We start from the raw sequence: 17,445 nt of genomic DNA, 5'->3' as shown, positions 1-17,445 counted from the left end.
TATCAGAAGAAGACCCCGCATCGCAGCAGCACGTTCGCGTACGGGTGGGCCTCGCCCGTCCGTACGATCAACTGTGCTCCGGACGACAGCTCCTTGAGGTGCCCGTGAGGGACGAGTACCAGGCCGGGAAAGTGCCCGTCCAACAGCGCGGCCGCCGTGGGATTGGCGGTCCGGATCTCCTCGGCGGCCGTGGCGCCTTCGACGACCAGTTCGGCGAGCAGGCCGTCCAGCACCTCGGCGAAGGACGGCACGCCGGCCCGGAAGGCCAGGTCCACCACGCGGGGACCCCTGGGTATGGGCATGCCGGCGTCGCACACCAGCACCTGGTCGGTGTGGCCCAACGCGGCCAGTTCGCCCGCCAGATGGCGGTTGAGAATCCCTGCCTTCTTCACAGTGCGTCGACCTCCTCGGCGGTGGGGTAGGAGTCCTGGGCCCCGCGGCGGGTCACGGCCAGGGCGCCGACGCGCGCCGCATAGGTGGCGGCTGCCTCCAGCCCCGCTCCCGCGCCGAGGCCGTAGGCCAGCGCCGCGGTGAAGGCGTCGCCGGCGCCGGTCGTGTCCACCGCGTAGACCGTCACCGGCGCGATGCGGGTGGTGGCCTCCCGGGTCGCCACCAGGGCGCCCTCGCCGCCCAGGGTGACGACGACCGAGCGCGGGCCGCGTGCCAGCAGGCCTCGTGCCCAGTCCTCGGGGGTCTCGCCCGTGACGGTGTCGCCGAGGATGACCTTCGCCTCATGTTCGTTGACGATCAGCGGGTCGCACGCGGCGACGACCTCGTCGGGCAGAAGGCGCGGGGGCGAGGGGTTGAGCACGAAACGGCCTCCCGGTGCCAGGCCGCGCACCACCTCCACCACCGTCTCCAGCGGAACCTCCAACTGCGCGGAGACCACCCGGGAGGCTCGCAGCAGACCGGCCGCGGCCTTCACGTCCTGGGGTGTGAGACGCGCGTTGGCGCCCGGGGAGACCACGATGCTGTTGTCGCCCGACGGATCCACCGTGATCAGCGCGACGCCGGTCGGCGCCCCGCCCGTCAGCACGCCGGCCGTGTCGACGCCGGCGGCCCGCAGCGAGTCGAGGAGCATCCGGCCGTGGGCGTCGTCTCCGACGCGGGCCAGCAGGGCGGTGCGGGCGCCGAGCCGGGCGGCCGCGACCGCCTGGTTGGCACCCTTGCCGCCCGGGTGGACGGCCAGGTCGGAGCCGAGCACCGTCTCCCCGGGGCCTGGACGCCGCTCGACCCCGACGACCAGGTCGGCGTTGGCGGATCCCACGACCAGCAGGTCGTAGTCGTACATGAGAGGGACCTTCCCGATAGGCGGCCGGGGGCGGAGCGCCACCGCGGTGGCATCCCGCCCCCGGCCGGAGCGCCGCTGTCAGCCGTGGAAGCCGGCCACGTTCTGCTGCGTGACCACCTTCACCGGGACCTTCACCGTGCCCTGGACCTTCTTGCCCTGCACGGCCTTGAGCGCGTTGTCGACGGCGATCCGGCCCAGCTGGGTGGGCTGCTGTGCCACCGAGGCGTACAGGGTGCCGTTCTGGACCGCCTTGAGTCCGTCCGGAGTGCCGTCGAAGCCCATGACCTGGACCGACTTGCCGGCCTTGGAGCCGAGCGCCTTGATCGCGCCGAGCGCCATCTCGTCGTTGGCGGCGATGACGCCCTGGACGTCGGGATGGGCCTGCAGCAGGTTGGACATGACGTCCAGGCCCTTGGTGCGGTCGAAGTCGGCCGGCTGCTGGGCGACGACCTGGATGCCCGGGTAGGCCTTCAGCCCCTTGGCGAAGCCTTCCGCGCGTTCGCGGGCGGCGGAGGTGCCGGCCTGGCCCTGCAGGATGACGATCTTGCCGTGGCCGCCGAGCTTCTCGGCGAGCGTCCTGGCGGAGAGTTCACCGCCGGCGATGTTGTCGGAGGCGACGAGGGTGTCCACGGACGCCTTGTTGACGCCGCGGTCCACGGCGATCACCGGGATCTTCGCCTTGTCGGCGGCCTTGACCGAGTTGCTCGCCGCGTCGGAGTCCACCGGGTTGACGATGATCGCGCCGTAGCCGGAACTGGTGAAGTTCTGCAGCTGGTTGGCCTGCTGCGAGGCGTCGTTCTGCGCGTCCGTGACGGTCAGGTCCACGCCCAGCTTCTTCGCCTCGGCCTGCGCGCCGGACCGGATCTGCACGAAGAAGGGGTTGTTGAGCGTGGACAGCGACAGACCCATCTTCGGGGTGCTGCCGGCGGAGCCGTTGTGCAGGAAGGAGGTGGCGCCCACCAGCGCGACGGTGACCGCCGCCGCCAGGGCGTACGTGCCCGCCTGCCGGCCCTTGTTGCCGCCCGTGCCGGCCGCGACGGGTGTCGCCCCCGCCTTGCGGCGCAGCGTGTCCAGGAGCACCGCGAGCGCGATGACGACACCGATGACGACCTGCTGCCAGAAGGCGGACACCGACAGGAGGTTGAGGCCGTTGCGCAGCACGGCCAGGATCAGCGCGCCGATCAGGGTGCCGGACGCCTTGCCGGTGCCGCCGGCGAGGGAGGCGCCGCCGATGACGACCGCCGCGATCGCGTCCAGTTCGTAGCCGTTGGCCGCCTGGGGCTGGGCGGAGGACAGCCGGGAGGCCAGCACGATGCCCGCGGCCGCCGCGAAGAGGCCGGACAGCGCGTAGATGGCGAGCTTCTGCTTGTTCACCCGCAGGCCCGACAGGCGCGCGGCCTCCTCGTTGCCGCCGATCGCGTACATCGAGCGGCCGATGTAGGTACGGCCGAGGACGAACGCGGCGATCAGCCCCATCACGACCATGACCAGCACCGGGACCGGCAGCCAGTTGCCGACGGTGTCACCGAGGTGGGAGACGGAGGACGGGAAGGGGATGGGCACGCCACCGGAGATCACCAGCGACAGGCCGCGGGCCACCGACAGCATGGCGAGCGTCGCGATGAACGGCGGCAGCTTGCCGTAGGCGATGAGGAAGCCGTTGACCAGGCCGGCCACGATGCCGGTGGCGACCGCGAGCAGGAGGGCCAGGACGACGGGTACACCGTGCGATGTGGCGCTCCAGGCGAGCACGGTCGACGACAGCGCGGCCACCGATCCGACCGACAGGTCGATGCCCGCCGCGACGATCACGAAGGTCACGCCGAAGGCGAGGATCGCCGTCACGGCCGCCTGGACACCCACGTTGAGGAGGTTGTCGGTCGTGAGGAAGTCGCCGGACAGCGCCGACAGGGCGATGAAGAGGACGATCAGCGCGGTCAGCGCGCCGTTGTCGAGCAGGACGCGGCGCAGGCCGCTCGTGGCGCCACCGGCGCCCGCCTTGCTCTTGAGCGTGTCAGTGGCCACGGCTGGCCTCCGTTCCTGTAGTGGGGTTGCTGACGGCGAGCGCCATCACGGCGTCCTGGGTGGCCTCCTCGGCGGCGAGTTCGCCCGCGATGCGGCCCTGGGCCATCACCAGCACCCGGTCGCTCATGCCGAGCACCTCGGGCAGATCGCTGGAGATCATCAGGACGGCGGCGCCCGCGGCCGTCAGTTCGTTGATGAGCTGGTAGATCTCGACCTTGGCGCCGACGTCGATCCCGCGCGTCGGTTCGTCGAGGATCAGCACCTTGGTGTCGGCGAGCAGCCACTTGCCGATGACGACCTTCTGCTGGTTGCCTCCGGAGAGAGTGCGCACCTGCTGGTCGAGCCCCGCCATGCGCACGCCCAGCTGTCCGGCGATCCGCTCGGCGGCCGTGTGCTGGCTCTTGCGGTCGACCAGCCCCGCACGGGTCGCCTTCCGCATGGTCACCAGGCCGAGGTTCTCCTCCACCGACGCGTCCAGCACCAGCCCCTGCCCCTTGCGGTCCTCGGGGACCAGGCCGATGCCGGCCGCCATGGCCGCGTTGACGTCGTGCCGGCGCAGCACCTTGCCGGAGACCGTGACGGTTCCCGTGTCGTAGGGGTCGGCGCCGAACACGGCACGCACCACCTCGGTACGGCCCGCGCCGACCAGACCGGCGATGCCGACCACCTCGCCCGCGTGCACCTCGAAGCCGATGTCGTGGAAGACCCCGTCGCGCGCCAGACCCTCCACCGTCAGCAAGGCGGGGCCGGCGGCGGCTCGCTCGCGTGGGTACTGCTGCTCGATGGAGCGGCCCACCATGAGCCGTACGAGTTCCTCCTGCGGCGTGCTCGCCGGAACCTGCCCGACGCTCCTGCCGTCACGGATCACGGTGACGCGGTCGCCCAAAGCGGAGATCTCGTCGAGGTGATGGGTGATGAACACGATGCCCACGCCGTCCTCGCGCAGGGTGCGCACGATCGCGAAGAGCTTGTCGACCTCCTCGGAGGTGAGCACGGCGGTCGGCTCGTCCATGATGAGCACACGCGCGTTGAGGCTGAGGGCCTTGGCGATCTCCACCATCTGCAGGCGAGCGATGCCCAGGTCACGTACCCGCGCGCGGGGCGACACCGTCACGCCGACGCGCTCGAGCAGGACGGCCGCCTCCGCCTCCATCGTCCGGCGGTCGATCATCCCGAAGCGGCGCGGCTGACGGCCCAGGAAGATGTTCTCCGCGACCGTCAGATCGGGAACGAGGTTGAACTCCTGGTAGATCGTGGCGATGCCGAGACGCTCGGCGTCCTGCGCACCGTGGACCCGGACCTCCTCGCCGCCGACGAGGATGCGTCCGGCATCCGGTGTGTGCGCGCCCGACAGCATCTTGATGAGCGTGCTCTTGCCGGCGCCGTTCTCACCGAGCAGCACATGCACCTCGCCCCTGCGCAGGTCGAAGTCGACGCCGTCGAGCGCGACCACCCCGGGGAACGACTTGCGTATGCCCTCGATGCGCAGCAACTCCTCCGAATTGCTCACGACTGACTCCTGTTCGTTGCGGGGAGCTCGCCGCACGAGCGGCGTACGACGAGACGGGCGGGGAGGGTGACGGACTCAGGGGTGCGCCCCTCGATGCGGTCGACCAGCGCGCGCACGGCTGCGCGGCCCAGCTCGCCCGTGGGCTGGGCGATCGCGGTGATCGGCGGATCGGTGTGCACGAACCACGGGATGTCGTCGAACGCGACGAGCGCGAGGTCGTCCGGCACGCGCAACCCGCGCGCCCGTACGGCGTCCAGCGCGCCCAGTGCCATCAGGTTGTCGGCGGCGAACACGACCTCGGGCGGCTCGGGCAGGTCCAGGAACGCCTCGGTGACCCGCCGGCCGCTTCCCGCCTGGAAGTCGCCCTGGCCGATATAGACATCGGGCAGATCCAGCCCGTGCTCGGTGAGCCCCTCCCGGAAGGCCTCGATCCGCTCCTGTCCGGTCGTGGTCGCCGCGGGCCCCGCGATGATGGCCAGCCTGCGGTGCCCGAGCCCGTACAGGTGCGCGACGAGATCCCGTACGGCGCCTCGTCCGTCCGAGCGCACCACCGGCACGTCCATGTCCGCGATCCAGCGGTCCACGAAGACCATCGGCGTGCCCGCGCGTGCCGCGTCCGCCATCAGCGGGGAGCAGCCGTCGGTCGGAGAGACCAGCAGCCCGTCGATCCGGCGGTCCAGCAGAGTCCGTACGTGGTGGTCCTGGAGGTCGGGCCGCTCGTCGGCGTTGCCGATGATGACGCTGTAGCCCAGCAGCCGGGCCTCCACCTCGACGGACCGGGCCAGCTCGGTGAAGTAGGGGTTCAGCACGTCGCTGATGACCAGGCCGAGAGTGCGGGTCTGGTCGGTGCGCAGCGAGCGGGCGACGGCGTTCGGGCGGTAGCCCAGCTTCTCGACAGCGGCCAGCACCCGCTCGCGGGCGTGTGCGCTGACCGACGGATGGTCGTTCAGCACGCGGGAGACCGTGGCGACGGACACACCCGCCGCGGCGGCCACGTCCTTGATGCTCGCCATCGCCGCTCCACCTCCTTGTGGACGTCGTGTAATCGATTACTCGATTGCGTAGAAAGGATTGGAATCGATTACACGAGCGGGAACAAGATGTGCCGGCGGTGACGTCCGTCACGCGGCGCGGGGCTCGGGGCGGGGGCAGGGGGACGAATGTCGCCGGTCACAATGAACGCCGTCGGCCACCTGGAGATGCACCCCCGGACTCCACATCCGCGAGGTTGCACCCGGCGTGCGGCCCCTACGACACCCGCACCGGCCGACCTCGAGACACGCCGTCCGTTTCCCGCAGGGCTGCTGCCAACGCGGCCGGTGCCGGGCGTCTCCCCGCATCAGGGACCCCTCGCCCGGCCAGGTCGACCGCCGACGCCGACGGCAAGCTGCTGCCGCCAGTGGTTGTCACCGACGACATCCACGATGTGGCCACGGCGCCGAGCAGTCGGCGCCCGCAGACGGCGATCCACGACGGGGCTTGGCGGGCGGGCTTGCGGGCGCGGACGTCGGCACCGAATACGGCGCGGAAGCGGGCGTTGTCATCGGCTCAGCTGTCCCTGGTGCCGGAACGGCTGCCGGTGCTGTCGTCGGTGGCCTTGTGAGGGGTGTGGCTGGCAGCGGTATCGGTGAGGGCATTGCGGAGCGGATCGAGGTTCTGGTCGAGATGAAGAGCTGGCTTGCGAGGCTGTTCGGGAAGGAGCGGCCCCGCAGTGCGGGTGAGAACTCGGCGGCGGTCTCGCCGGCGGTCCCCGTCTGGATTGATCCGGGCATCCCGGACGAGGAGCGGGCGGTTCTGCTCGTACGCCTCATCGAAGACCCCTCGGCACGTGAGGACGAGCAGGACGACGCGGCGTCGGATCTGGAGTACCTCTCCGGACCGTTCGTCGAAGCGGCCCTGATCAGGACCATCCGCGCGGGGGACTTCAGCAGCGACTTGGCGCAGCGCTGTGCCGAGTCCCTTGCCGGGATCTGGGCCAGGGAGGGCCGCGTGGAGCCGGCCTTCCTGGAGGAACTGCGCAGCCTGGCGAAGGAGAAGGTCTTCGGCATCCTCGGCGCACGCGCCCCGCACCTGCTGCCTCCTGGTGCCCACCAGGGCTCGTCCGGCGGATCACGGTCCGAGTCGGGGCCGGACCGAGGCGAGGGCCCGCCAGTGTCCTAATCGTGTTGACCGCTCCTGGCAGGCAGTGCTGGAGTCGGCACGTGGACAGCATCCCCGCCAACAGGCGGCTCTGGAACCGGATCAGCAGCGCCTACCAGAACGAGCACGATGCGCAAATCGGCGCCGCACCCCGGCTGTGGGGCATGTATTCCATCCCCGACGCGCGCCTGCGGGCGCTGGGCGACGTCACCGGCAAGCGCGTCCTCGAACTCGGCTGCGGCGCCGGCCAGTGGTCCAGGGCGCTCGCCGCCGAGGGCGCCACCGTGGTCGGGCTCGACCTGTCCGAAGCCCAACTCGCCGCAGCGTCCCGCGCGATGAGAGCAGTCCCTCACTCGCTGGTGCAAGGCGCCGCCGAACAACTCCCCTTCGCCGCCGGCAGCTTCGACCTGGTGTTCTGCGACTTCGGTGGGCTCAGCTGGGCGTCTCCGCACCAGGCCGTCCCACAGGCCGCGCGCGTCTTGCGCCGAGGCGGGCGCCTGGTGTTCAACGTCGCCAGCCCATGGTTCGAAGCCTGCTACGACGAAGCCGCCGGCCGCGTGACCACGACGCTGCAGAAGGACTACTTCGGGCTGAACACCATCGCCGAAGGCGACGGCGCGACCAGCTATCAGCTCACCTACGGCGACTGGGTCAGGGTCCTGCGCGGCGCGGGTCTCATCATCGACGACCTCATCGAGCCGCGGCCCGAGCTGGGAACCCCCAACGGCTACAACGAAACCGACCCACCCGACTGGGCACACCGCTGGCCGGCGGAACTGCTCTGGGTCACCCACAAACCGTAGGTTCCGCCGGGCGGAGACGTGAGCCGTTCCCTCGCCGGAAGACTTCGGCGCCCGTGGCATTGGTCCCCAGGACGGATCATGTGGCTGCGGGACGCCCAGACGTCACTTCACGACTCGCCGGCGATATCACGCTCGGCTCGTAGGCGGCCTCTACCCTCTGGAGGGCTTCGAGCAGGTCGGAGCGGTGGCTGTCGTCGATGAGCTTCTGGCCTCGGGCATTCCAGGCGGGGGGAGGGCTGGTGCGCCCGGTGCTGTTGGTGGATGTGGACGGGCCGCTGAATCCGTATGCCGCGAAACCGCATCGCCGGCCCGAGGGCTATCAGACGCACCGGCTGCTGACACCCCGATGGGAGGCGGCCGAGGGGCGCCGGCTGGCTGAGTGGGGGCTGCCGAACAAGCCGGTGAAACCACTTCGGGTGTGGCTCAACCCGGCTCACGGCCCGGCATTGGAGGCGCTCGGCTTCGATCTGGTGTGGGCGACAACGTGGGAAGAGGAAGCCAACCGTTTCGTCGCGCCGCTCCTGGGACTGCCCGAACTGCCCTTCATCACCTGGTCCTCGCCGCGGGCCGAGCCCGCGGACGGTGTGTTCTGGAAGACGCCACAGGTCCTCGCGTGGGCGCAAGGCCGGGCCTTCGCCTGGATCGACGACGAGATCACCGAGGCGGATCACGCCTGGGTGAAGGAACATCACCGAGGTCCCGCCCTACTGCATCGAGTGGACCCCCGATGCGGCCTCGCCCACGACGACTTCGCCGCACTCACGGCATGGGCGATCAGCTTGCGCTGACCCACAACCGGTCGGTAACTGCCTGCAATGCCACTCCGGCGCTACGGGGGCCTCAGGCGATCAGTTCCGTCTGTACGGATGCCGCAGTCACGAGGGCATGGCGGATGTACCACTCGGTAGCCAACAGCCGCTCCTGTGCGTCCGGCGGAAGGCCGGCGATCACCCCCGGCAGGGCTCCCCGCTCCACCTCGGAGCGATGCGCCAGCACCGCGGCGATCTTCTGCTCCAGCCAAGGCCTGACATCGACCGTTGCGGTGACCTGTTCGTCCGGAACGCTGTACACCGCCTTGCGCGCACCGATCACCTCTCTCAGCGCCGGGACGGCCGAATGAGGGTGTGTGGCCAGGTAGAGGGCACGGGGCTGCCATGGGGCACCGGCATCCGGGTAAAGCCGGCCGAGCCCGGCCGCTTGAGCAGCCAGCATGGTCACCCGATGGGTGTGCACGTGATCCGGGTGGCCCGGCAGACCGCCGTAGGCATCATGAGTGACCATGATGTCCGGACGGAAGTCACGGATGTGCCTCACCAGGCGCTGCACCGCCTCGTCGAGCGGTGCCTCGCACAACCGTACGCAGCCCGGAGCCGACTGCGGCACGCGTGCATCGGCGTAGCCGAGCATCCGCGGTTCGCCGGCGCCGAGAATACGCAGCGCCTCGGCCAGCTCGGCAGCCCGGGGGGTGTCCGTGGCCCAGGTCGCCGTGACGACTGCGGTACGTGCGCCCGCAGCCGCGTGACGGGCCAAGACTCCGCCTGCCGACAACGACTCGTCGTCCGGGTGAGCGAACACCGCCAGCAAGCTCGGCACGGACATGCACGGACCGCCTTCCACCACGAAGGGTCAATTCGGTTCAAGCAGTCTCTGCCAGCCATTCATCGAAGTTCCACCCCGGATGACAAGCACTCAAGGACTTTCCGACCCTGCTCGGCTCAAGCCGCGGACCCTTGTCCTCGAACGTCCAGTCCGGTCAGCTCAGCAGGGCAGCCGTGAACGTCTTGCGGTGGTCCACCAGCCATGTCTGTATACGGTCCCAGCGTTCCCATCCGCCACGCTCGGCCAGCGCGTGGAGATAGACGGGGTCACCGTCGGCCACGCGGCGGGCGACGAAGGTCCGGCAGACCTCCGTGGACTGCTCGATGACGCCGGGCAACTCGGCGCGGTCCCCCGCCGAGAGGCCGTAGCTGTCGGCAAGGATCCGTAGTCGTGCGGGCGCATCCAGCCCGGAGGGGTAGAAGGCAGCTGTCGATACGGGATCGACCATGGGCACCCAGTAGCGTGCGGTCATGGCGATGTCCCAGAGGGGACGGCCTGGGGCCGCCAAGTCGAAATCGATCAGGGCAGCGGCACGGCCGTCGCGGAAGACGACGTTCTCCGGGCACACGTCGTTGTGGCACAGCATCGTTCCCCCCTCCGGGTCGGCCAGGTCCCGGGGCCACTCGGCGCGGGTGTCGACCGCCACGGACGCGCTGGTCTCATGCAAGCGCCGCAGCAGGCTCCCCACCGATTCGAGAGCCGCCTTCGTCATCGCCCAGTCCGGGAACGGCGGCAGGGCAACCTCGCCTGGGATGAAGGTCAGCTGCTCACGGCCGTCCGCGGTGAGACCGACAGGCGCCGGCGCCATGTCGAAGCCGTGCTCCTTCAGCGCGAGGAGATAGGCATGCAGGGCGCGCGCGTTGCGTGGCGCCGGGCGCTCAACCAGCGCACCCCGGCGGAAGACCGCCCCCGCGTTCACCATCCCGCCGACCAGCGACTCGCCCTCAGCCGTCATGACGATCACCCTATCGCCAGATCGACCCCGCGAGGGCCGGTCCGCGAACTCGGTGCGGGCGGTCGGTTCCTACGGCTGGGAGGTGCTCTCCCGGATCAATCCCAGGGAACGCGCCCGCCCCAGAGCCATGGAGCGGCGTTTCGTCAGGTGCTCCAGGAGCCGTCGGTCGTTCGGCGGCAGTGTCGTCACGAGGCGTCGGCGGGCCCGGAGTTCCGACCGGGGCAAATGGGACGCCTGCGCGCATGTGCCGTCTGCCACCGCGATGTGGATCTCCTTCGCGGGTGTCTTCCCCGGGGCACCGGCAGGGCCGTGCACCGCCTTGGCCGCAGCCTCGGCCTCGGTCGGAGACGCGAAGCTGTAACCGCGTGACTTCATGCAGGCGGACCATCGTCGCAGCACCGCTGTGTACTGCGGATCAGCCGTGGCCGCACGGGCGAGTCGCTCGTCGATGTCCTCTGCGGTGTAGGTGATCCTGGCCCAGGTGGCGACGTCACCGAACAGGGTGAGACGGCTCTGCGCGGTGCAGCCTCGGGTGGGCACGCTCACCGTGCCCATACGGAAGCGTCCGACGGTCCTCCTCTTGTCGTCCGGGCCGAACAGTACGGCGGTGAACCGGCGCTTCTCCCTCGCCGCCAACCGGTCGTAGAAGGCGTCGGAAGGCGGCGCCGTGGGCTGGGTGCCGAAGCCGTAGCCGTGTGCCCTGCGCTCGGTGAGGCCGACGGCGGCGGCCTCGTTCTCCGGGTCGGTGAACGGCGCCGGTCTGACGACGGGGTAGTCGAAACCGTTGGCGCGCAGGCAGCGGCGCTCCAGCGCGGACAGGGCGCCCTCGATCTCTTGCTCGGTTCGGGGCCAGGTGCCGCTGTGCGTGGCCAGGTCGATGGCCGATGCGCTGGGTGCGGTGACCGGTCCGACGGGCCGGCCGGCCGTGTGCTGTTCCGCGCAGCTCGTCAGGCCGACGCTGAGCACGACTCCTGCCAGGGCGGTCCGCGCCAGAAGCGCGGACCGCCGGTGGGCGCGCAGGCTCACGAAGAGCACCACTTGTTGGAGCTGATCACGTCGTTGAAGCCGGCGTCGTTGTACCCGGTGGCGAAGTCACTCACTTCGTCGCCCCGGCTCAGGCTGTGCCAGCGGTGCGTCTTTCCGTAGTTGTAGTCGTCGTAGAAGTAGACCGTGCACTGGGTCCCGCGGTTGGCGATGGACCGGATGCAGTTGTTCCAGGTGCCCGTGCACCCGTCGCTGCTGCTGGTCAGGGCGCGGTAGTCGGGGTTGTTCCCGGCCACCTTGCCCATGTTGCCGGCGTATCCGGACCACCCCCAGAAGCAGGCGTAGCCCGAGGGACAGCTCGACAGACCGCCGGCCGTGACCGGCCCGGACGCATGGGCCTGCGTGAACGATGCTCCGGCGAGCAGGGCGACGGTCCCGAGCGCGACGGACATCTTCCTGGGCAGCCGCACAGTAGCCTCCTTGTGACAGGCCGGGTTCTCAGCGGTTGAGGACCTGGTCTTCTCGGCCTGCCGGTGTCCACCACCGTTCCAGCCGGTCCCCAGCCGCACATTGACGTGGCGCGCCAACTTGTCGGCATGCAGCGCCATGTGTCCGCTGGGATCAGCGGCCGCCCGCTGCGCAGGATCCGTCGCGGAACGCGCTGGGAGACATCCCGGTGTGCGCCCGGAACGCCCGGGAGAACACATCGGCCTGCGGATACCCCCAGTGCGTCGCGATGGCGTGGATGGGCACGTGACGCTTCGAAGGGTCGGCGAGATCCCGGCGGCAGCGTTCGAGACGTCGACCGCGTACCCAGGAGCGGACCGTCACGCCGTGCTGCTGGAACAGCCTGTGCAGCGAGCGAACCGAGATGTGGTGGGCCGCTGCTATCTCGGCCGCATCGAGGGTGGCGTCGCCGAGGTGACGCTCGATGAAGGAGGTGATACGCAGGTACAGGACGCGTTGACGGGAGTCGCAGGGAACGTCGTCCTCGCGCTCCAGGAAGTGCGCGAGCGTAGCGGTGACCAGGTCCAGGCCGAGGGTGCCGAGTCGCGCGGCGTCATGCGACGTGTAGGTGGGGCCGTCGTCTGTCAGGTGGATGAGGAAATCGGCCAGCAGTCGCCCGAGGCCCTGATCGCCGGGAAAGGGACGGCAGATGAGGCGATCCACGTGGCCGGCGGGTAAGGGGAGCAGCGCACGGGGGAACTGGATGAGCGTGTTTCCGCCGTCGGCGTAGGTCTCGAAGGGGCGCGAGCTCTCGAAGAGCAGGAGTTGACCCGGCTGGAGCGCGGCCCGATGGCGATGCTGCTCGATCACGTGTGTGCCGGAGTTCGTGAGGCCGACGGCGAGGATTTCCGGGTCCGAGGCGCGGATCAGCCTCGGGGTCCTCCGTGTGAGGTAGGACGAGTACGCCATCGCTGACAACTGGACCGCTCCCAGCGGCATCGTGCTGAGCCACCCACGGAAGACATCCGTACCGATCAGCTTGGGCGATGTCGGCATCACTGCGTCCGCGGTGGCCTTCTCCCACGCTGACAGCGCGTCTCGCGCCGGGAAGTCGTTGCTGTCGAAAACCTTCTCCACGGCTCTCCCCACCAGCCTCCGCGGCTCGACACCGTGCTCGGCTTCCTCATGCCGGGCCCGGCCGGCCGTCCCGTCGCTCGTCCCCTCTCAGAGGGTCCTCCCGGACCTGGTCAACCCGCTGGGCATCCCGCAGCACGTGACTCGAAGATGTTCACCGGTGACGCATTCCGGTCCGGCGCACTGAACGCGGGATGTACCGCGGGCGGCCGGTGCGGCAGGGGAGTGCGGCGCAGCGGTGCCCAGTGGTATGAGCGGAGTGTGGGGGAAACCCTACGGGTATGAGACTGATCAGCGAGCAAGGCGGCCAGAAGCTCAGTGTCGGTCGGCTGGCGCCCTTCGCCGCCGCCGGGGCCGCCGTCAGCGTGGCAGCCGCGGCCGCAGGGCTGGCTGTCGATGCCGGCAGCATCTGGTACAGATCGCTGCGCAAGCCCGTCTGGCAGCCACCGCCCTGGGCGTTCGGCGCCGTCTGGACACCGTTGTACGCGATGATCGCGTACGCTGGCGGCCGAGCGCTGCGGGGTTCCTGCAAGCGGCGTGAGCGAGTGCGCGTGGCCGTGAGCCTGGCAGTCAACCTCACCCTGAATGCCGGTTGGAGGCTGTTCTTCCGCCTGCGCAGTCCCAAGGCCGGTCTTGCGGGCACACTGCTGCTCGATCTCAGCAATGTGGAGCTCGTTCACCGAACCGCGCAAACCGACCGCACGGCAGCCAAGGCCCTGCTGCCCTACGCGGCATGGTGCCTCTTCGCCACAGCACTGAACGGGGCCATCGCCCGGCAGAACCACGGAGTCATGTCGGCGTCGAAGCGGGGGAGGGACTGAGGCGAAAGCTCAGTGCGCCACCTTGCGTCGGTTCACGTTCGCGTTGCCGTTCACGGGGCAGACGGGACAAGCAGGTGCTCGGTCTGGAGGAGAGAAATGGCGCAGGACCCGTCACTGAGGGCGGTCGGATGGGCGCGGTCGCTGCCCCTCGGCAGCGATGTGAAGGCCGCCCGGGACTGGACCCGTGCGCATCTGGCGGACCTCGGCTGGGAGCAGAGGGCACCGGATCTGGTGGACTCCGTGGTGCTGGCCGTGTCCGAGCTGGTCACCAACGCCCATCTCCATGCCGGCAGCACCGCGCAGCTCATCCTCACCTGGGACGAGGAATGCCTGCATGTGACGGTGCATGACCCTTCCAGCCGGCTGCCTGAACGGCGCGGGGCGAGTGACAGTGCCCTGGGCGGGCGCGGGCTGTTCCTCGTCGATGCCCTTGCCGACCGCTGGCAGGCCCGCCGTTGCCCCCACGGCAAAGACGTCACCGCCTGTTTCCAACCACCCAGGACCGCCCAGCAGTCCTGAGCCGCCGCGGCGAAGCATCCTCTCGCCGGGGACCTGACACCCATGCCCGGCACCGGGAACAGGCTCGCCCCCGGCGCAGGCCCTGGCACCTTGTGCCCACGCCCGGAAAGTGAGTGCGGATGACCAGGCGACCGACGCCGAGGTCCGAGCAAAGAGCTCGCGAGGTGGACGCCGGTGAGGCGCCGACCCCACCGCTGCTGCCCGACGGCTACGATCCCGCCGACTACGCCGCCGTCGTGATCCGTAGCGCCCAAGAGGCGGAAGTGTCGCCTCTGCTGGTCATGACCGTGCTTCACAACGAGGCGTACAAGCCCCACCACCCGCTGCTGGAGCGCCTGTGGCAGTGGTGGAAGCCCGGGGCGTCCTTCGGCGTGGCCAACATGCACCGCGCGACGTTCGACCGGGTCAAACGGGCGCACGGCCTGGCGGGGCGGTGGCAGGGCCTTCGCGACGATCCCGCCTTCGCCATCCGCGTCGCCGCCTTGCACCTGAAGGACCTCGACCAGAGCCTTCCACAGCGGCATGTACGCCGCTACACCCGCGACGAACTCCTGGCCCTGGGATACAACACAGGCGAGCGCAACATGCGGGCCTTTGCCCGAGGCGTCCCCCCGGGCCCCATGGCACGCTCCTATCTGCGCCGGTTCCGTGCCCACAGGATCCGCGCAGCCAAGGCCCTTGCGGACTGCGGCACGCCGAGCGGGCCCGGGGCCGGTTCCGGACCGGGATGAGCCCTGCCGTCGCCGGGGCGACGCGCCTGAACGCTGCCCGAAAATAGTAGCCATGGCTATAGTAGCCATGTAATCTATTGGGCATGAGCAAGGGTTCGGCGGGCCCCACGCCCGGTTTCCTGGTATGGCGGCTCGCCAACAAGTGGCGCGTCGCGGTCGATCGCGCGGTGGCTCCTCTGGGCCTCACCCACGCGCAGTACTCACTGGTCGCGTCGCTGTACGGCATGCAGCGCGCCGGCGAGCGGCCCAGTCAGCGCCGGCTCGCCGACCATACGGGCCTGGAAGCCCTGTACGTCTCGAAGCTGGCGCGCGCCCTGGAGTCGGCCGAGCTGATCGAGCGCACCCGCGATCCCCGCGACCCGCGCGCCGTACAGCTCGCCCTCACCGAGCGGGGACAGGCCGTCACGCGGCAGGCCGTCGCGGTGGTCCAGGACCTGCTTCAGCAGTTGCTGGAGCCGCTCGGCGGCCTCGACGCCCCGCGGACGCGCGCGTTCACCGACGAGCTGACGACCCTGCTCGACGCACCTCTCTCTCCGTCCCCACCGGACGACCAGAGCACTCAGGAGACGACACCATGACCACCACCGCATCCACTTCCGCCCCCCTCGCTGACGCGCGCGCCCTCGGCCTGGCCCACTACGCCGCCCGCGGCGTTCTGGAGCAGGCTCTGGCCCGGCACGGCATCACCTTCGAGCAGCAGATCGCCGTGCGCGCCGCCGTCACCGCCGACACCCCGCAGACACCGGACGACCTCGTCGCGCAGGTCCAGGGCTCGATCAAGGCTGATCCGGCTCACATCCGGGTCACAGTCGACGAGCTGCTGGCCAAGCAACTGCTCGTCACGGACGGCGCGCACCTCCGCCCGACGGACGCCGGGCGCGAGCTGCTCGACGCCGTCGGCGCGCAGACCGCCCCGCTCACCGCCCGCATCTGGGGCGGGATACCCGCCGAGGACCTGGCAGCCGCCGGGCGCGTCCTCGCCCTGGTCACCGAACGCGCCAACGCGGAACTCGCCGCGCTGACCGCCTGACCTCCCACCCGGCCCTGTAACCGACTGCTCGTGCCGGCCTCCTCGGGCCGCAGTGATCGCAGTCGACTCGACTGCGGCGGCGACCGCCAGGCCGACCGCGCGTGGCACGCCACCGTGCTGGTCTGCATGCGTCACCTTTCACGCACCGGCAACTACGTCACACGCCGCACGCAGCCTGTCAGGACGAGGCAGGGCGGGCCGCTGAGGACCGGACGGTGATCGTTGCCGTGCCGCCGAGGCACGGCCGATGAGTTTCCGGTGGTCGCGCAGTCCATCCGTCGACACGAAGCACGAAGGGAGCGCGCCATGCGTAAGATCATCGTTTGCACCTTCCTGTCGCTGGACGGCGTCATGCAGGCACCGGGCGGTCCGGACGAGGACGCGGAGAGCGGCTTCGAGTACGGCGGCTGGCAGAAGCCGGTGTCCGACGACGAGGTCGGCGCGGCCGTCGCCGGCTGGTACGAGCACTCCGACGCGATGCTGCTCGGCCGCAAGACGTACGACATCTTCGCGGCGTACTGGCCGACCGCCGATGCCGGCAACCCTTTCACCGAGCGGATGAACGGCATGCGCAAGTACGTGGCATCCAGGACCCTGACGTCCCTGGAGTGGGAGAACTCCACGCTGCTGGAGGGCGATGTCGCCGACGCCGTACGCGAGTTGAAGGCGTCTGAGGGCGGTGACATCAACGTCGTCGGCAGCGGCGATCTCGCTCAGACGCTCATGCGGCACGACCTGGTCGACGAGTACCGGCTGACCATCCATCCGGTGATCATCGGCACCGGAAAGAGGCTGTTCGCCGACGGAGCGGTCCCCACCGCTCTGAAGCCGGTCAGTGTCTCGACGACGAAGAGCGGCACCGTCGTCGGCGTCTACCAGCCGACCGGCAAGCCCAGTTACGACAGTTACTAGCCAAGGCCTGTCGGCGAGCCGGGCCGCTCGATCGCGGCCGGCGAGTCCGTCGCGACGCGAAACTGCTCGGCCCAGGACGCGTCGTCCGGCTCAGGACCACACCACCAGGAGGAACCAGCTCGCCGCGTTCAGCCGGGCGAGGATCTCCGCGGCGACTCCGGCGCGCGTGTCCGGGCCGGCCTTGCGCCAGGCCGCCGCGGCGTCCTTGGCGGCGGCCACGGCAGCGGCCGGTGAAAGGCGCGGGTAGCTGACGCCCAGCGGGAAGCCGTACGGGGAGTGCTCCTCCGGTGCGACGCGCCCGTCCGCCGGGTGTCCGGGAAGGTCGAAGGGCCTGCCGATCTGCTCCCGGAAGGCCGCCTCGCCGAGGTGGGCGGCGTCCTCGCCGTACACGGACTTGCCGGGCGACTCGGGATAGGGCGTCCAGTGCTCCCGGCTCTCCGTCGCGGCCACCGCCCGTTCCAGCAGGGTGCGGTGGCGGGCGAAGAGGTCGGGCGCCTCGATGGCTGCGGGATGCATGTGACTCCCTCTTGACAGGCCCTGGCATG

Annotated in this window: 20 protein-coding genes; 9 read left to right on the top strand and 11 right to left on the bottom strand. The window is 70.2% G+C overall.

Features of this window, described 5'->3' with window-relative positions; all coding sequences use genetic code 11:
• Positions 1 to 2: 2 nt before the first annotated feature.
• The 5 genes from rbsD to ACGFZN_RS32410 all read right to left on the bottom strand — a co-directional run bounded on the left by rbsD (position 3) and on the right by ACGFZN_RS32410 (position 5,839).
• On the bottom strand, positions 3 to 392 hold the full coding sequence (gene rbsD / locus ACGFZN_RS32430) for a D-ribose pyranase (RefSeq protein WP_393862027.1): 390 nt from the start codon (positions 390 to 392) through the stop codon (positions 3 to 5).
• On the bottom strand, positions 389 to 1,291 hold the full coding sequence (locus ACGFZN_RS32425) for a ribokinase (RefSeq protein WP_393862026.1): 903 nt from the start codon (positions 1,289 to 1,291) through the stop codon (positions 389 to 391). The genes rbsD and ACGFZN_RS32425 overlap by 4 nt, the downstream gene beginning before the upstream one ends.
• Positions 1,292 to 1,369: 78 nt before the next feature.
• On the bottom strand, positions 1,370 to 3,316 hold the full coding sequence (locus tag ACGFZN_RS32420) for a substrate-binding domain-containing protein (RefSeq protein ID WP_393862025.1): 1,947 nt from the start codon (positions 3,314 to 3,316) through the stop codon (positions 1,370 to 1,372).
• Entirely contained in the window at positions 3,306 to 4,826 is a 1,521-nt protein-coding gene (locus ACGFZN_RS32415; protein ID WP_393862024.1) for a sugar ABC transporter ATP-binding protein, read from the bottom strand. Before ACGFZN_RS32415 ends, ACGFZN_RS32420 begins: the two co-directional genes overlap by 11 nt.
• Positions 4,823 to 5,839, bottom strand: a complete 1,017-nt coding sequence (locus ACGFZN_RS32410; RefSeq protein WP_393862023.1) for a LacI family DNA-binding transcriptional regulator — start codon at positions 5,837 to 5,839, stop codon at positions 4,823 to 4,825. Before ACGFZN_RS32410 ends, ACGFZN_RS32415 begins: the two co-directional genes overlap by 4 nt.
• A 466-nt stretch (positions 5,840 to 6,305) precedes the next feature.
• On the opposite strand from ACGFZN_RS32410, the gene ACGFZN_RS32405 reads away from it, so the two are divergent.
• From ACGFZN_RS32405 to ACGFZN_RS32395, 3 genes are all read left to right on the top strand, one after another.
• A complete protein-coding gene (locus ACGFZN_RS32405) occupies positions 6,306 to 6,986 on the top strand; it encodes a hypothetical protein (RefSeq protein WP_393862022.1) in 681 nt (226 codons plus the stop codon).
• Positions 6,987 to 7,027: 41 nt separating this feature from the next.
• Positions 7,028 to 7,768: a class I SAM-dependent methyltransferase gene (locus ACGFZN_RS32400; protein WP_393862021.1), complete on the top strand. Its 741-nt coding sequence runs from the start codon at positions 7,028 to 7,030 to the stop codon at positions 7,766 to 7,768.
• Between the two features lie 197 nt (positions 7,769 to 7,965).
• Positions 7,966 to 8,556, top strand: coding sequence for a hypothetical protein (locus ACGFZN_RS32395; protein WP_393862020.1), 591 nt, complete (start codon positions 7,966 to 7,968; stop codon positions 8,554 to 8,556).
• Positions 8,557 to 8,608: 52 nt separating this feature from the next.
• Here the strand turns inward: ACGFZN_RS32395 and ACGFZN_RS32390 are convergent, their stop codons facing one another.
• The 5 genes from ACGFZN_RS32390 to ACGFZN_RS32370 all read right to left on the bottom strand — a co-directional run bounded on the left by ACGFZN_RS32390 (position 8,609) and on the right by ACGFZN_RS32370 (position 12,890).
• Positions 8,609 to 9,367, bottom strand: a complete 759-nt coding sequence (locus tag ACGFZN_RS32390) for a PIG-L family deacetylase (RefSeq protein ID WP_393862019.1) — start codon at positions 9,365 to 9,367, stop codon at positions 8,609 to 8,611.
• A gap of 154 nt (positions 9,368 to 9,521) precedes the next feature.
• The gene (locus ACGFZN_RS32385; protein ID WP_393862018.1) at positions 9,522 to 10,322 is read right to left on the bottom strand and encodes a phosphotransferase; all 801 of its coding nucleotides are present in this window, start codon (positions 10,320 to 10,322) and stop codon (positions 9,522 to 9,524) included.
• Between the two features lie 69 nt (positions 10,323 to 10,391).
• Positions 10,392 to 11,360 (bottom strand): hypothetical protein, encoded by a 969-nt coding sequence (locus tag ACGFZN_RS32380; protein ID WP_393862017.1) that lies wholly within the window; start codon positions 11,358 to 11,360, stop codon positions 10,392 to 10,394.
• Positions 11,345 to 11,776: a peptidase inhibitor family I36 protein gene (locus ACGFZN_RS32375; RefSeq protein ID WP_393862016.1), complete on the bottom strand. Its 432-nt coding sequence runs from the start codon at positions 11,774 to 11,776 to the stop codon at positions 11,345 to 11,347. The genes ACGFZN_RS32380 and ACGFZN_RS32375 overlap by 16 nt, the downstream gene beginning before the upstream one ends.
• 151 nt (positions 11,777 to 11,927) lie before the next feature.
• Positions 11,928 to 12,890 (bottom strand): helix-turn-helix domain-containing protein, encoded by a 963-nt coding sequence (locus tag ACGFZN_RS32370; RefSeq protein ID WP_393862015.1) that lies wholly within the window; start codon positions 12,888 to 12,890, stop codon positions 11,928 to 11,930.
• Between the two features lie 278 nt (positions 12,891 to 13,168).
• On the opposite strand from ACGFZN_RS32370, the gene ACGFZN_RS32365 reads away from it, so the two are divergent.
• The 6 genes from ACGFZN_RS32365 (at position 13,169) to ACGFZN_RS32340 (ending at position 16,900) form a co-directional block, all read left to right on the top strand.
• Positions 13,169 to 13,708 carry a TspO/MBR family protein gene (locus tag ACGFZN_RS32365; RefSeq protein ID WP_393862014.1) on the top strand — a complete coding sequence of 180 codons (540 nt, stop codon included), beginning with the start codon at positions 13,169 to 13,171 and terminating at the stop codon, positions 13,706 to 13,708.
• A gap of 96 nt (positions 13,709 to 13,804) precedes the next feature.
• Positions 13,805 to 14,227, top strand: a complete 423-nt coding sequence (locus tag ACGFZN_RS32360) for an ATP-binding protein (protein WP_393862013.1) — start codon at positions 13,805 to 13,807, stop codon at positions 14,225 to 14,227.
• A gap of 164 nt (positions 14,228 to 14,391) precedes the next feature.
• Positions 14,392 to 14,958, top strand: coding sequence for a lytic transglycosylase domain-containing protein (locus ACGFZN_RS32355; protein WP_393862012.1), 567 nt, complete (start codon positions 14,392 to 14,394; stop codon positions 14,956 to 14,958).
• A gap of 83 nt (positions 14,959 to 15,041) precedes the next feature.
• The gene (locus tag ACGFZN_RS32350; RefSeq protein ID WP_393862011.1) at positions 15,042 to 15,536 is read left to right on the top strand and encodes a MarR family winged helix-turn-helix transcriptional regulator; all 495 of its coding nucleotides are present in this window, start codon (positions 15,042 to 15,044) and stop codon (positions 15,534 to 15,536) included.
• Entirely contained in the window at positions 15,533 to 15,988 is a 456-nt protein-coding gene (locus ACGFZN_RS32345) for a MarR family transcriptional regulator (RefSeq protein WP_393862010.1), read from the top strand. The genes ACGFZN_RS32350 and ACGFZN_RS32345 overlap by 4 nt, the downstream gene beginning before the upstream one ends.
• A gap of 306 nt (positions 15,989 to 16,294) precedes the next feature.
• Positions 16,295 to 16,900 carry a dihydrofolate reductase family protein gene (locus ACGFZN_RS32340; protein ID WP_393862009.1) on the top strand — a complete coding sequence of 202 codons (606 nt, stop codon included), beginning with the start codon at positions 16,295 to 16,297 and terminating at the stop codon, positions 16,898 to 16,900.
• A 90-nt stretch (positions 16,901 to 16,990) separates the two neighbouring features.
• Here ACGFZN_RS32340 and ACGFZN_RS32335 read toward each other — a convergent pair whose 3' ends face one another.
• Positions 16,991 to 17,416 (bottom strand): hypothetical protein, encoded by a 426-nt coding sequence (locus ACGFZN_RS32335; RefSeq protein WP_393862008.1) that lies wholly within the window; start codon positions 17,414 to 17,416, stop codon positions 16,991 to 16,993.
• Positions 17,417 to 17,445 lie beyond the last annotated feature (29 nt).

Source organism: Streptomyces sp. NPDC048192 (assembly GCF_043202415.1).
Classification (GTDB): domain Bacteria; phylum Actinomycetota; class Actinomycetes; order Streptomycetales; family Streptomycetaceae; genus Streptomyces.
This window is presented reverse-complemented; position numbering and strand designations above follow the sequence as displayed.